13 protein-coding genes and 3 tRNA genes are annotated in these 12,839 nt (G+C 63.6%); 7 read left to right on the top strand and 9 right to left on the bottom strand.

Annotated elements, in window-relative coordinates; translation table 11 throughout:
* Positions 1 to 152 precede the first annotated feature (152 nt).
* Positions 153 to 959, bottom strand: coding sequence for a 4-hydroxy-tetrahydrodipicolinate reductase (gene dapB / locus ACK4FZ_RS14980; RefSeq protein ID WP_409822178.1), 807 nt, complete (start codon positions 957 to 959; stop codon positions 153 to 155).
* 3 nt (positions 960 to 962) lie between these two features.
* Positions 963 to 1,340 (bottom strand): outer membrane protein assembly factor BamE, encoded by a 378-nt coding sequence (locus ACK4FZ_RS14975; RefSeq protein WP_144371998.1) that lies wholly within the window; start codon positions 1,338 to 1,340, stop codon positions 963 to 965.
* Positions 1,341 to 1,431: 91 nt separating this feature from the next.
* Here ACK4FZ_RS14975 and fur point away from each other — a divergent pair, with 91 nt between their 5' ends.
* The 3 genes from fur to ACK4FZ_RS14960 are packed head-to-tail and all read left to right on the top strand — an operon-like array spanning position 1,432 to position 3,288.
* Entirely contained in the window at positions 1,432 to 1,869 is a 438-nt protein-coding gene (gene fur, locus ACK4FZ_RS14970) for a ferric iron uptake transcriptional regulator (RefSeq protein WP_144371997.1), read from the top strand.
* Entirely contained in the window at positions 1,866 to 2,570 is a 705-nt protein-coding gene (gene aat / locus ACK4FZ_RS14965) for a leucyl/phenylalanyl-tRNA--protein transferase (protein ID WP_409822176.1), read from the top strand. The genes fur and aat overlap by 4 nt, the downstream gene beginning before the upstream one ends.
* Positions 2,554 to 3,288: an arginyltransferase gene (locus ACK4FZ_RS14960; RefSeq protein ID WP_409822174.1), complete on the top strand. Its 735-nt coding sequence runs from the start codon at positions 2,554 to 2,556 to the stop codon at positions 3,286 to 3,288. The genes aat and ACK4FZ_RS14960 overlap by 17 nt, the downstream gene beginning before the upstream one ends.
* 72 nt (positions 3,289 to 3,360) lie before the next feature.
* Here ACK4FZ_RS14960 and ACK4FZ_RS14955 read toward each other — a convergent pair whose 3' ends face one another.
* From ACK4FZ_RS14955 to ACK4FZ_RS14925, 7 genes are all read right to left on the bottom strand, one after another.
* Positions 3,361 to 4,380 (bottom strand): quinone-dependent dihydroorotate dehydrogenase, encoded by a 1,020-nt coding sequence (locus ACK4FZ_RS14955; RefSeq protein WP_409822172.1) that lies wholly within the window; start codon positions 4,378 to 4,380, stop codon positions 3,361 to 3,363.
* A 90-nt stretch (positions 4,381 to 4,470) separates the two neighbouring features.
* Positions 4,471 to 5,061 carry a malonic semialdehyde reductase gene (locus ACK4FZ_RS14950; protein WP_409822171.1) on the bottom strand — a complete coding sequence of 197 codons (591 nt, stop codon included), beginning with the start codon at positions 5,059 to 5,061 and terminating at the stop codon, positions 4,471 to 4,473.
* A 36-nt stretch (positions 5,062 to 5,097) separates the two neighbouring features.
* Complete coding sequence (gene motD / locus ACK4FZ_RS14945; RefSeq protein ID WP_409822169.1) at positions 5,098 to 5,892, bottom strand: flagellar motor protein MotD; 795 nt, start codon at positions 5,890 to 5,892, stop codon at positions 5,098 to 5,100.
* A gap of 61 nt (positions 5,893 to 5,953) precedes the next feature.
* Positions 5,954 to 6,895: a S49 family peptidase gene (locus tag ACK4FZ_RS14940; protein ID WP_409822167.1), complete on the bottom strand. Its 942-nt coding sequence runs from the start codon at positions 6,893 to 6,895 to the stop codon at positions 5,954 to 5,956.
* Between the two features lie 13 nt (positions 6,896 to 6,908).
* The gene (locus ACK4FZ_RS14935; protein WP_409822165.1) at positions 6,909 to 7,271 is read right to left on the bottom strand and encodes a Rieske (2Fe-2S) protein; all 363 of its coding nucleotides are present in this window, start codon (positions 7,269 to 7,271) and stop codon (positions 6,909 to 6,911) included.
* Positions 7,250 to 7,906, bottom strand: a complete 657-nt coding sequence (locus ACK4FZ_RS14930; protein WP_409822163.1) for an HAD-IIIA family hydrolase — start codon at positions 7,904 to 7,906, stop codon at positions 7,250 to 7,252. The genes ACK4FZ_RS14935 and ACK4FZ_RS14930 overlap by 22 nt, the downstream gene beginning before the upstream one ends.
* A gap of 5 nt (positions 7,907 to 7,911) precedes the next feature.
* On the bottom strand, positions 7,912 to 8,856 hold the full coding sequence (locus ACK4FZ_RS14925) for an RluA family pseudouridine synthase (RefSeq protein ID WP_409822161.1): 945 nt from the start codon (positions 8,854 to 8,856) through the stop codon (positions 7,912 to 7,914).
* A 508-nt stretch (positions 8,857 to 9,364) separates the two neighbouring features.
* Between ACK4FZ_RS14925 and rne the strand changes: the two genes are divergently transcribed.
* The 4 genes from rne (at position 9,365) to ACK4FZ_RS14905 (ending at position 12,803) form a co-directional block, all read left to right on the top strand.
* Positions 9,365 to 12,391, top strand: a complete 3,027-nt coding sequence (rne, locus tag ACK4FZ_RS14920; protein WP_409822159.1) for a ribonuclease E — start codon at positions 9,365 to 9,367, stop codon at positions 12,389 to 12,391.
* 92 nt (positions 12,392 to 12,483) lie between these two features.
* Positions 12,484 to 12,559 (top strand) — tRNA-Asn (locus ACK4FZ_RS14915).
* 46 nt (positions 12,560 to 12,605) lie between these two features.
* Positions 12,606 to 12,681: transfer RNA gene (locus tag ACK4FZ_RS14910), tRNA-Asn, on the top strand.
* A gap of 46 nt (positions 12,682 to 12,727) precedes the next feature.
* Positions 12,728 to 12,803: transfer RNA gene (locus ACK4FZ_RS14905), tRNA-Asn, on the top strand.
* Positions 12,804 to 12,839 lie beyond the last annotated feature (36 nt).

Genomic DNA, 12,839 nt, shown 5'->3' with positions numbered 1-12,839 from the left:
GTGGCAGCGTGTCATTTAATGCGTGTTGTAGCAGGCTCATACAGCAAAAAAGGGAACATGATGAACATGTTCCCTTTTACTGGATTTGCAGTCGCAAGTCTTAACTGACTGGCATTAGCCCTCGGGCTGGCTTTTGCGTGGTGCAGGGTAGCTTAGCGCAGGCCCAGCACGTCTTGCATGTCGAACAGGCCGTGCGGCTTGGCTGCCAGCCAGCCGGCGGCGCGCACGGCGCCGTTGGCGAAGGTGGCGCGGCTGCTGGCTTTGTGCGTGATTTCCACGCGTTCGCCCAGGGCGGCAAACAGCACGGTGTGGTCGCCCACTACGTCGCCGGCGCGCACGGTGGCGAAGCCGATGGTGCCAGGGCCGCGTTCGCCGGTGACGCCTTCACGGCCGTATACGGCGCAGTCTTTCAGATCGCGGCCCAGCGCGTTGGCTACCACTTCGCCCATGCGCAGCGCGGTGCCGGACGGGGCGTCCACCTTGAAGCGGTGGTGCGCTTCGGTGATTTCGATGTCGTAGCCTTCGTTCAGCACGCGGGCAGCCATGTCCAGCAGCTTGAAGGTGAGGTTCACGCCCACGCTGAAGTTGGCCGCAAATACGATGCCGATGTGCTCGCCGGCGGCTTGGATGGCGGCTTTGCCGGCGTCGTCGAAGCCGGTGGTGCCGATGATCATCTGCACTTTGTGCTGCACGCAGGCGGCCAGGTATTGCAGGGTGGCTTCCGGGCGGGTGAAGTCGATCACCACGTGGGCGCCGTCCAGCGCGGCGGTGAAGTCGCTGCTGATCTTCACACCGGTGTCACGGCCCATGAACAGGCCGGCGTCCTGGCCGATGAACGGCGATTCGGCGCGGTCGATGGCGGCGTGCAGGCGCGCGCCCGGGGTGGCAAGAACGGATTCGATCAGCGTGCGGCCCATGCGGCCAGCAGCGCCAACGATGACGATATTCTGGGTGCTCATGCTTTATCTTTGTCCGGCATTGGGGTTGGTATTATCCAGGGTGGGGCGCAGGGCAGGGAAGGCCTGCCCCTCGACACGGGTCACCACGTCCTTGCTGAAGTAGACGGTCAACTGCTTTTCTTCTGTCGGTTTGCCCGGCTTTTCGATGCGGTAGGTGTAATCCCAGCGGTCACCGTGGAAGATATCGGCCAGCAGCGGAGTGCCCAGCAGGAATTTTACCTGTGGGCGGGTCATGCCAGGCTTGACGCGGGCTACCGCGTCCTCGGTCACGTAGTTGCCCTGCTGGATGTCCATGCGGTGCGCTGTCAGCCACGTGGTGGGGTTGAACGAGCTGCAGGCGGTAAGGAACAGCACAGCGAGAAGGGGGAGGGACTTGAGCATCTTAGCCATGGGTGCCAGGGTCACAGTTGGGGAATCGGTGAAAAGGTTTTATCATACTGGAAGACCGCCAACCACGATATAAGAACCCCACATGAACAAAGCCAGCCACCTGAAGGGCATCGGCCTCAAAGCCACCGGTCCCCGCCTGCGCATTCTCGACCTGTTCGAGACCAGCGAAGAACGCCATATGTCGGCGGAAGACGTTTACAAGAAGCTGATCGCCGAAGATGCCGATATCGGCCTGGCCACCATTTACCGCGTGCTGACCCAGTTCGAGCAGGCCGGCATCCTGATCCGTCACCATTTCGAATCGGGTAAAGCGGTATACGAGCTGAACCAGGGCGGCCACCACGACCACATGGTGTGCTACCGCTGCGGCAAGGTGACCGAGTTTTACGACCCGGAAATCGAAGCCCTGCAAGACCGTATTGCCGAACAGCACGGCTTCCGCATCAAGGATCACTCGCTGTACCTGTACGGCGAATGTAGCGACTGCGTGAACTGCGAGCCCAAAACCTTCAAGCGATGATCGCTGTCCTGGGCGCTGCCCATGCCTTCCCGCCGGTAACGCAGGCCCTGCGCGAGCCGGATGGTTTGCTGGCGGCCGGCGGCGACCTGTCCCCCGGCCGTTTGCTGGCGGCTTACCGCAGCGCGGTGTTTCCCTGGTTTTCCCCGGGCGACCCCATTTTGTGGTGGTCGCCTTCGCAGCGCATGGTGCTGCAGCCATCGCAGGTGCGGGTCACCCGCTCCTTGGCCAAGGCCATGCGCAATCGCCGTTACCGCATTACCATCGATACCGCATTCGAGCAGGTAATGCGTGCCTGCGCAGCGCCGCGTGACGGCCAGAACGGCACCTGGATTACCGACGAGATGGTGGCCGCCTACGCCGAGCTGCACCGGCTGGGGCACGCCCATTCTTATGAATTCTGGCAGGACGGCCGCCTGGCCGGCGGCCTGTACGGCGTAGCCGTTGGCCGCATGTTTTACGGCGAGTCGATGTTCCACCGCGCGACCGACGCGTCCAAGATCACCTTTGTCAACATGGCGCAGCACCTGCAGCGTCACGGTTTCGGCATGGTGGATTGCCAGATGTTCACCCCGCACCTGGAAAGCCTGGGTGCACAGCTGATTTCACGCGACGAATTTATTGCTAGACTGGAAACGTCCCTCGGTCAGCCACAGCCCGCCGGCATGTGGCAGGAAAGCTTCCGCAATGAGCCATCGCGATGACGCTATCGCCGTAATCCATTTCTACGCTACGGCACCTTACCCCTGCAGTTACCTCGACGGCCATCAGGCGCGCTCGCAGGTAGCCATTCCTGCCGACGCCATCGACGGCAGCGTGTACTCGCGCCTGGTGGGCTTGGGTTTCCGGCGTAGCGGCCACTTTACCTACCGGCCGTACTGCGATGACTGTCGTGCCTGCATCCCGGTGCGCATTCCGGTGGCGCAGTTCCGGCCCAACCGCAGCCAGCGCCGCGCCCAGCGCCAGCATGACGGGCTGGAGGTTCGCATGCTGCCGCTGGCTTTCGTGCAGGAGCACTACGAGCTGTACTATCGCTACCAGCGTGCGCGCCATGATGGGGGCGGCATGTCGGACGACGACCCGGTGCAATACGCCGAGTTCATCCTGAAAAGCCGGGTGGACAGCTTTCTGGTGGAGTTTCGCGAGCAGGGCGTGCTGCGCATGGTCAGCCTGATCGACCGGCTGGATGACGGCCTGTCGGCGGTGTACACCTTTTTCGACCCCGAGGTGCCCGGCGCCTCGTACGGCGTGTACAACGTGCTGTGGCAGGTGGCACTGGCGCAGCAGCTGGCGTTGCCGCATGTGTACCTGGGCTACTGGATCAAGGCCTCGCCCAAGATGGTGTACAAACAGCACTACCGCCCGTTGCAGATGCTGGATAACGGCCGCTGGGTGCCGTTTAGCGACGATGTGACGCCCTGACGCTTGGCAGGGTTGGCCGCAGTAACAACAAGGCCCGGCATTGCCGGGCCTTGTACTGTCTGACGGTGCTGCTTACTTGCGCTGCAGCGCGTCGGCGCACTCGCTGATCAGGCCCGGGCCGCGGTAGATCAGGCCGGAGTACAGCTGCACCAGCGTGGCGCCGGCGTCGATCTTCTCGCGGGCGTCGTCGCCGCACAGGATGCCGCCCACGCCGATGATGGGCAGGGCGCCGTCCAGCGCGCGCGCCAGGTTGCGGATCAGCGCGGTGGAGCGTTCGCGCACCGGCGCGCCGGACAGGCCGCCCGCTTCGCCGGCCAGCGCGTGGCCGGCGATTTCGCTGCGCGACAGCGTGGTGTTGGTGGCGATCACCGCGTCCAGACGGTGCTGAGTCAGCAGGCGGGCGATGTCGTCGGTTTGTTCGGTGTCCAGGTCGGGGGCGATCTTCACCGCCAGCGGCACGTAGCGGCCGTACTGGTCGGCCAGGCGCGACTGGCGGTTTTTCAGCGCGCCCAGCAGCTCGGACAGTTCATCCGCCTGCTGCAGCTGGCGCAGGTTCTTGGTGTTGGGCGACGAAATGTTCACCGTCACGTAGCTGGCGCACTCATACACGCGGTCCAGGCAGGTGAGGTAGTCGTCTTTGGCGTTTTCGATCGGGGTGGCGGCGTTTTTGCCGATGTTGATGCCCAGAATGCCCTTGAAGCGGCTCTGGCGCACGTTCTGCAGCAGCACGTCCACGCCTTTGTTGTTGAAGCCCATGCGGTTGATGATGCCCTGGTGCTCGGGCACGCGGAACAGGCGCGGCTTGGGGTTGCCGTCTTGCGGGCGCGGGGTGATGGTGCCGATTTCGATGAAACCGAAGCCCAGCGCCGCCAGTGCATCGATATGGTCGCCGTTTTTGTCCAGGCCGGCGGCCAGGCCGATCGGGTTGGGGAAGGTCAGGCCCATGGCTTTAACCGGATTGCGGCCAACCTTGCGGGCAATGAGGCCGGTCAGCTGCAGCTGGTGGGCGGTATCCAGCATTTTCAGCGTGGTTTCGTGTGCAGACTCGGCATCGGTGCGGAACAGCAAGGGGCGTAGCAGGGGGTAAAGCATACGGTCTCCGTGGGCGACAAAATGCCCGGCATTATAACCGGGCAGCGCGGGTTTAGGGGGCGGGCATGTGGCCACGCCCCAAGGCCGGCATCAGGCGATGCGGCAGGCTTCGTCAAACGCCAGGCGCGGCGAGCGCGGGTAAACCTTGGTGGCGTCGCCGTAGCCCAGGTTGATCAGGAAATTGGCTTTCACATTGCCTTCCGGGAAGAACGCGGCTTCCACGGCGGCAGCGTCAAAGCCGGACATCGGGCCACAGTCCAGCCCCAGTGCGCGCGCGGCCATGATCAGGTAGGCGCCTTGCAGGCTGCTGTTGCGGAACGCGGTGGCGTGGATGGCGGCGTCGTTGCCGGCAAACCAGCTGCGGGCGTCGGCGTGTGGGAACAGCTTGGGCAGCTGGTCGTAGAACTGCATGTCCATGCCCACGATCACGCACACCGGCGCACTCATGGTTTTTTCCACATTGCCTTCCATCAGGCAGGGCTTGAGCTTGGCCTTGGCCTCGTCCGAGCGTACGAACACCAGACGCGCCGGGCTGCAGTTGGCGCTAGTGGGAGCCATCTTCATCAGGTCGTACAGTTCGCGCAGCGTGCTGTCGCTGACCTCGCGCTTTTGCCAGGCGTTGTGGGTACGGGCGTTGATGAACAGTTGTTCCAGGGCTGGTTGGCTGATGTGCGTTGACATGGTGTGCTCCTCTTTGCTTTGGCTATGGCGGGATGCTTACTGCGGAATCTTCACCGCAATGCCGGCCGGCGCGGCGTCCTGGCCGTTGGCGGTATTGGAAATGATGGTGATGGCGACGCGGCGGTTCTTGGCGCGGCCTTCCGGGGTGTCGTTGTCGGCGGTGGGTTTGGTTTCGCCGCGCCCCACCGCTACCAGGCGGTCGGGGGCAATGCCGTTTTCCATGAACAGGCGCACGATGCTGCCGGCACGCGCGGCAGACAGCTCCCAGTTGGACGGGAAGAACGCATTGCGGATGGGCGTGTTGTCGGTAAAGCCTTCCACCCGCACCTGGTTATCCACCGTAGCGAGCTGGCGGGCCACTTCGGCCAGCAGGGCCGGTGAGGTGCCGTTGGGGGCGGCCTGGCCGGCTGGGAACAGTGCGGTGTCCTTGATCTCGATATGCACCCCTTCATCGTCCTGGCGCATCGACAGTTGGCCGCCCTGAATCAGCGGCGCCAGGCTCTTGGCCAGGCCGCTGGACAGCGTTTCCAGCTTGCGGCGCTCTTTCATGCGTGCCTCGCCCTTGATGGCAGTGGCGATTGGCTTGGTGTCGGGAATCTCGATCATGGTGTTGGCGCCACCGCTGGGGGGCGTGACCTGGATGGCCAGGTTGCCGCTACGGAAGGCGTCGGTCATGGCACTGGACAGCACGCGATACTTGCCTTCATTGACCTGCGAGATGGCGTACATCACCACGAAGAAGGCGAACAGCAGGGTGATGAAGTCGGCGTAGGAAACCAGCCAACGTTCGTGGTTTTCGTGTTCCTCTTCTTCTTTGCGGCGTCGTGCCATGGTGCCTGTTCCTGCAGATAGCGCAAGGTTGGCCGCACGCGGCCAACCCTCAAGATTAAAGTCAGTGCCAGCGAGTGTCGCCCAGCATGGCGCGTACACCGCCGCTGAACGATACGCCGATGCGGCGTGCTACGCGGCTGGCCAGGTCGTCATCAGGTGTGAAGTCCACTACGTTTTCGGCCTTGATGACGTCACGCGCTACCGAGCCCACCGAACCCATGCCATCGGCCAGGCCCAGCTTGATGCTGCTGCTGCCCAGCCACACGCGGCCGCTGAACAGGTCCGGGTCGTCGGCCAGCCGTTTGCCGCGGCCTTGCTTCACCACGGCAATGAACTGGGCGTGGATTTCGTCCAGCAGCCCTTGGCGGATGGCTTCCTGCTGCGGGTTTTTCGGCGAGAACGGGTCGCCCATGCCCTTGTTGCTGCCGGCAGTGGCCAGACGGCGCTCAATGCCGAGCTTTTCCATTGCCTTGTCAAAGCCGAAGCCGTCGGATACCACGCCGATGGAGCCGACGATGCTGGCCTTATCAACATAGATGCGGTCGGCGGCGGCAGCAACGTAGTAGCAGCCGGAAGCGCAGACTTCTTCCACCACCATATATACCGGTACCTTGGGGTACAGTTTTTTCAGGCGGAGGATTTCATCATTGGCCATGCCAGACAACACCGGGCTGCCACCGGGGCTGTTGGCACGGATGACGATGCCGCGGGTATTGCTGTCTTCAAACGCTGCCTGCAGGCCATCCAGCATTTTGCCGGTGGCATTGCTTTCGCTGTCGATCACGCCGTCCAGCGATACCACGGCAGTGTGCGGTTGCCCCACGGCAGCTGCGTTGCTGCGGCTTTCGAAGTCGGCAAACATCAGGCCGACAAAGGCCACGAAAGCACCCAGCCAGGCCAGGCGGAAGAAGATCTTCCAGCGGCGGGCGCTGCGTTGTTCGTTCAGGCTGGCACTGGCCAGCTTTTCAATCAGTTTGCGTTCCCAGTTGTGCTCGTGTTCCACGCGATGTCCTCGCTTACGCTTGTATGGTGGGGTCGGGCAGATAGTATACATGCCCGTCGCATTCTTCGACCGCTAGCGACTGCAAGCTGCGTCCGCTGCACGGGCCGGCAATGCACAGGCCGCTGTCGGGGCGGTACAGCGCGCCGTGCAGGCTGCAGATCAGGTACAGGCCGCTGCTATCGAAAAAGCGGCCGTCCTGCCAGTCCAGCTCGGTGGGGACGTGGCGGCAGCGGTTCAGGTAGGCGTGCACCACGCCCTGGTGGCGTACGGCAAAGGCGGCGGCCTGTTCGCCCTGCCAGTGCACGGTAAAGCGCACACCCTTGCCGCCGTCGGCCAGTTCGTCGCTGCGGGCGATCAGTTGCCGTGCATCAGCCATTGTTGCAACTCGGGGTAGCTGTGGAAGATGGCCTGCGGGCCGCAATCCTGCAGTACGTCCAGCGGGTGGGCGCCGTAGCTGACACCGGCGCTGTGGGTGCCGGCGTGGCGCGCCATCAGCAGGTCGTGGCTGGTATCGCCCACCATCAGCGTGCGGGCGGGCTGCATGCCGGTCTGTTCGCAAATTTGCAGCAGCATGTCCGGGTGCGGCTTGCTGTGGCATTCGTCCACGGTGCGGGTGGTGACGAAGCGCGTTTGCAGGCCGGTGCTGGCCAGCGCATGGTTGAGGCCGCTGCGGCTCTTGCCGGTGGCCACCGCCAGCAGGTAGCCGGCGTCTTCCAGTGCGGCCAACCCTGCCAGCACGCCGTCGAACAGCTCGACGGTTTCTTCCTGGTGCACGTATTGATGGCGGTAGGCGTCGGCCATCGCCTGGTGGGTGCTGGCCGGCAGCTGCGGGTGAATGTGGCGCATGGCGTCGATCAGCCCCAGGCCGATGACGTGGCTGGCGGCCTCGCGGCTGGGTACGGGCAGGTCCAGCTGGGCGCAGGCACGCTGGATGCTGCGCACGATATGGGCGGTGGAGTCCATCAGGGTGCCGTCCCAGTCAAAGACGATCAGGTCGTAGGCGTGTCGCATGGTGCTCAGGCTTGCTCCAGGGTGTCCAGGAATCGGGTGAGTTCTTTCGGCAGCGGCGCGTGCAGGGCCAGCGGTTCGCCGGTAAGCGGGTGCGGCAGGCTGAGGTTGGCCGCATGCAGGAACATGCGCTTCAGGCCGCGGCGTTGCAGCTCGCGGTTGGCGGCGAAGTCGCCGTATTTTTCATCGCCGGCAATCGGGCAGCCGCTGGCTTGCATGTGGACGCGGATCTGGTGGGTGCGGCCGGTACGCAGCAGGGCTTCTACCAGGGTGACGTCGGCGTAGCGCTGCTGCACGGTAAAGATGGTGTGCGCGTAAATGCCCTGGTCTTCGTCCACCCGCACCATGCGTTCGCCGTTGGGGGTGTGGAAGCGGTGCAGCGGCAGTTTGACGTGACGCACATTGGCCGGCCATTGGCCCAGGCCCAGCGCGAAGTAGCGTTTTTGCGGCACGTCGTTACGGATCATTTCGTGCAGCTTTACCAGCGCCGAACGCTTCTTGGCGATCATCAGCAGGCCGGAGGTTTCGCGGTCCAGGCGGTGTACCAGCTCCAGGTAGCGCGCCTGCGGCCGGGCGCGGCGCAGTTGTTCGATCACGCCGAACGACACGCCGCTGCCGCCGTGCACGGCCACGCCGGCCGGCTTGTTGATCACCAGTAGCGCGTCGTCTTCGTAGACGATGGGGAACTCGTGCTGCGGGATGTGGCTGTCGGCGCTGGCCGGTTTGTCGGCAATGCGGATCGGCGGGATGCGCAGCTCGTCGCCTTGCTGCAGGCGGTGCTGGGCGTCCACGCGGCCCTTGTTCACCCGCACTTCACCGGAGCGGATGATGCGGTAAATATGGCTTTTGGGCACGCCCTTCAGCAGGCGCACCAGGTAGTTGTCCAGGCGCTGGTCGGCGCCGTTTTCGTCTACCTTGTGAAGTGTCACGGAATCTTTGCGAATATCAGTCATATTGCTTATACTTCGTGGGCTTTGTCGCGCAGAAATTGCAGCGGCAGAAAGCACACCGGTTTAGGGTCGCAGAGTTATCGATTGCGGCGCTGCTGCGCAACATCAACCGGCCGGCAGGCTAAGCGCCTGACCTGATGCCGGTTTCCCGGTCGCAGCCAAGGTTATCTCGCTCACCCAAAAGTAGCGATGTTAATGCATTTACATGCATGACGCACTCACGCCAGTTTCCATTCCGGAACGCCCAAGCCCGTTCCGGGATTCGCAGCAAAATTTGACCCGGCGTGGCCATACGCCCATTTTTTCCGGCCGCACAGCGGACGGAAACCCCAACAGTGTGCTGTCTGCACTGCCGCAGGCCACGTGATTAGCAACAGGAAGTCGGCTTAACGCTCGCTGTAATTTCGCTCTTTACTGAACACTTCTTTCGGTATGCGCCCATCTCAATCACTGGGCCGTCAAATACTTGCTGTACCCCTTCCGTGAGTGCACGCGTAGGGATTGTTTTTACATGAAACGCATGCTTTTCAATGCAACGCAGGCAGAAGAACTGCGCGTTGCCATTGTCGACGGGCAAAAGCTCATCGACCTCGACATCGAAACCGTCGGCAAAGAACAACGTAAAGGGAACATCTACAAAGGCACGATCACCCGCATCGAGCCGTCCCTGGAAGCTTGTTTTGTCGATTACGGCACCGAACGCCACGGTTTCCTGCCCTTCAAGGAAGTCTCCCGCAGCTATTTCCAGAACTACGACGGTGGTCGCCCGCGCATCCAGGACGTATTGCGCGAAGGCATGGAAGTGGTGGTGCAGGTGGAAAAAGACGAGCGCGGCAACAAGGGCGCGGCGCTGACCACCTACATCAGCCTGGCTGGCCGTTACGTGGTACTGATGCCGAACAACCCGCGTGGCGGTGGCGTGTCGCGCCGCATCGAGGGTGAAGAGCGTCAGGAGCTGAAAGACCTGCTGTCGCAGCTGGAAGTGCCGAACGGCATGAGCTTGATCGCGCGCACCGCCGGTATCGGCCGCAGCCTGGAAGAGCTGCAGTGGGACTTGAACTACCTGCTGCAACTGTGGCGCGCCGTAGACGGTGCCGCCGGTGCCCAGGCCGCACCGTTCCTGATTCTGCAGGAAGGCAGCCTGGTCATTCGCGCCATCCGCGACTACTACCAGCCGGACATCGGTGAGATCCTCATCGATACCGAAGAAATCTACGAGCAGGCCCGCCAGTTCATGAGCCACGTGATGCCCAACAACGTTGGCCGCGTGAAGCTGTACAAAGACCCGGTGCCGCTGTTCTCCCGCTTCCAGATCGAACACCAGATCGAAACTGCGTTCTCGCGTGCGGTAACCCTGCCGTCCGGCGGCGCCATCGTGATCGACCACACCGAAGCGCTGGTGTCGGTAGACGTGAACTCGGCGCGCGCCACCAAGGGTGCCGACATCGAGGACACCGCGTTCCGTACCAACCTGGAAGCCGCCGAAGAGATCGCCCGCCAGCTGCGTCTGCGCGACCTGGGCGGCCTGATCGTGATCGACTTCATCGACATGGAAAGCCAGAAGAACCAGCGCGACGTGGAAAACCGTCTGCGCGAGGTGCTGAAGCACGACCGTGCCCGCGTGCAAATGGGCAAGCTGTCGCGTTTTGGCCTGCTGGAACTGTCGCGTCAGCGCCTGCAGCCTAGCCTGGGCGAGACCAGCCACGTACCGTGCCCGCGTTGCCACGGTATCGGCTTCATCCGTGGTATCGAATCTTCCGCCCTGCACATCCTGCGTATCATCCAGGAAGAGGCGATGAAGGAAAATACCGGTGCCGTTCACGCCCAGGTGCCGGTGGATGTCGCCACCTTCCTGCTGAACGAAAAACGCGCCGAGATTTACGCCATCGAAGCCCGTCTCGACGTGGCCGTGGTGCTGATCCCCAATCTGCATCTGGAAACCCCGCACTACAAGATCGTACGCGTACGCCACGACGACCTGGCTGAAGTCAGCGAGTCGCCGAGCTACCGCCGTGTCGAAGTGCCGGAAGAAGACGCTGTGCTGCCGTTTGGCCAGGAAAAGGCCAAGCCGGAGCGTCTGGAAGCAGCCGTTAAAGGCATTACCCCGGCCCAGCCGGCCCCGATGGCGGCCGACCCGGTGCCGGCCGCTGCTCCGGTAGCGCCTGCTCCAGTAGCTGCTGTGCGCGAAGAGCCGGGTCTGATCGCCAAGATCGTCGGCTGGTTCAAGGGCCTGCTGGGTGAAGAGCCGGCAGCGCCGGCGCCGGCCCCGGTGGCGGAAGCCAAAAAACCGCAACGCGAAGCGCGTAACCCGCGCCAGCGTAACGAGCGTCGTCCGAACGGCCGTCGTGACCGTGAAGATGGCCGCAATGGTCGTGACGAGCAGCGTGGCAACCGCGAGCAGCGTGAAGAGCGCCAGCCGCGTCAGCAGCAGGACGACCAGCGCCGCCGCGCGCAGCCGGCCGCCGATGCGCAGCCGCAAGTGCTGCGTGAAGAGCGTAGCGAACAGGCGCCGCGCCAGGAGCGTCAGGAACGTGCTCCGCGCCGTGAGCGCGAACCGCGTGAAGCGCGCGAGCCGCGTGACAACGCACCGCGTGCCGAGGCAGTAGAAGGCGCCAAGGAGCGTGATCAGCAGCCGCGCAACGAGCGCCGTCGTGAGCGTCAGCCGCGTGAGAGCCGTGAGCAGCGCGAAGCACGCGAGCAACTGCAAGCGTCGGTAGCGCCGGAGGCTGCAGTGGTGCCGCAAGCGCTGGACGAGGTGGTGGACGCCGTGGCAGACGCCAACGTGGTGGCCAGCGAGCAGTCTGCGGAAGCAGCTGCCGCGCAGGGCGAGCAGCGTGAGCGTCGTCGCCGTCGTTCCCGTCGTGAGCGTCGTGACGAACTGCCGGCAAGCGAGCAGGTCGCCGAGCAGGCTACAGAGCAGGCAGACGTGGTGTCTGAGGCGGCAGTAGCCGACGCAGCGCCGCAGGTGGTTGCCGAGGTAGTCGAAGCGCCGGCAGTGGTTGCTGCCGTGACCGAGCAAGTGGCTGAGGTGGCGGCGGTGGCGGATGTTGCCGCAGAGCCGGCACCCGTTGCAGAGCCGGTTGCCGAGCCGGAAGCGGTGGCTGTCGTCGAGGCTATCGCCGAGCCGGTAGTCGTGGTGGCTGAAGCCGTGACTGCGGCCGAGCCGGCGGTAGTGGCCGAGCCGGTAGCGGCGGTTGTGGAAGCGCCGGTAGCCGAGCCGGAAGTGGTGGCTGAGCCGGTTGCTGAGGTGGTTGCAGCGGTAGCTGAGGTGGTTGCCGACGCCGTGCCTGCCGAGGTGGCAGCGGTTGAGGTGGTGGCCGAGCCGGTAGCGGCAGCGGCTGTGCCGGAAGTGGCACAGGCTGCGCCGGATCTGGGTGGCCTGGTGTTGGTGACGACCCGTCCGGCAACCGAACTGCCGCCGGTGGTGGAAGCGCCGGAAGCACCGAAAGGCAAGCGCCGTCGTGAAGTGGTGCGCGAGGTGGCGGAAGAGGCCCCGGTAGCGTTGGTGCAGGTGCAAACCCAGCGCCAGGACAGCTAAGTCCTTGATCCTTCGTCAGGCCTGAAAAGTTTATCGATTCGGGCTTGACGAAAGGAAAAGCGCTGCCTACAATGCGCACCTCTCAAGGCAATTCCCTGATAGCTCAGTCGGTAGAGCGACGGACTGTTAATCCGCAGGTCGCAGGTTCGAGCCCTGCTCGGGGAGCCAACAATTTAGGAAGTAAAGCCTTCGGGCGGTGCTTCACGCAGTATGTTCCCTGATAGCTCAGTCGGTAGAGCGACGGACTGTTAATCCGCAGGTCGCAGGTTCGAGCCCTGCTCGGGGAGCCAACAATTCAGGAAGTAAAGCCCTCGGGCGGTGCTTCACGCAGTATGTTCCCTGATAGCTCAGTCGGTAGAGCGACGGACTGTTAATCCGCAGGTCGCAGGTTCGAGCCCTGCTCGGGGAGCCAACAATTCAGGAAGTAAAGCCCTCGGGCGGTGCTTCA

The organism is Vogesella sp., assembly GCF_046297735.1.
In the GTDB taxonomy this organism is placed as follows: domain Bacteria; phylum Pseudomonadota; class Gammaproteobacteria; order Burkholderiales; family Chromobacteriaceae; genus Vogesella; species Vogesella urethralis.
The sequence above is the reverse complement of the archived record's forward strand: the minus strand, read 5'-3'. Positions and strand labels throughout refer to the sequence as shown.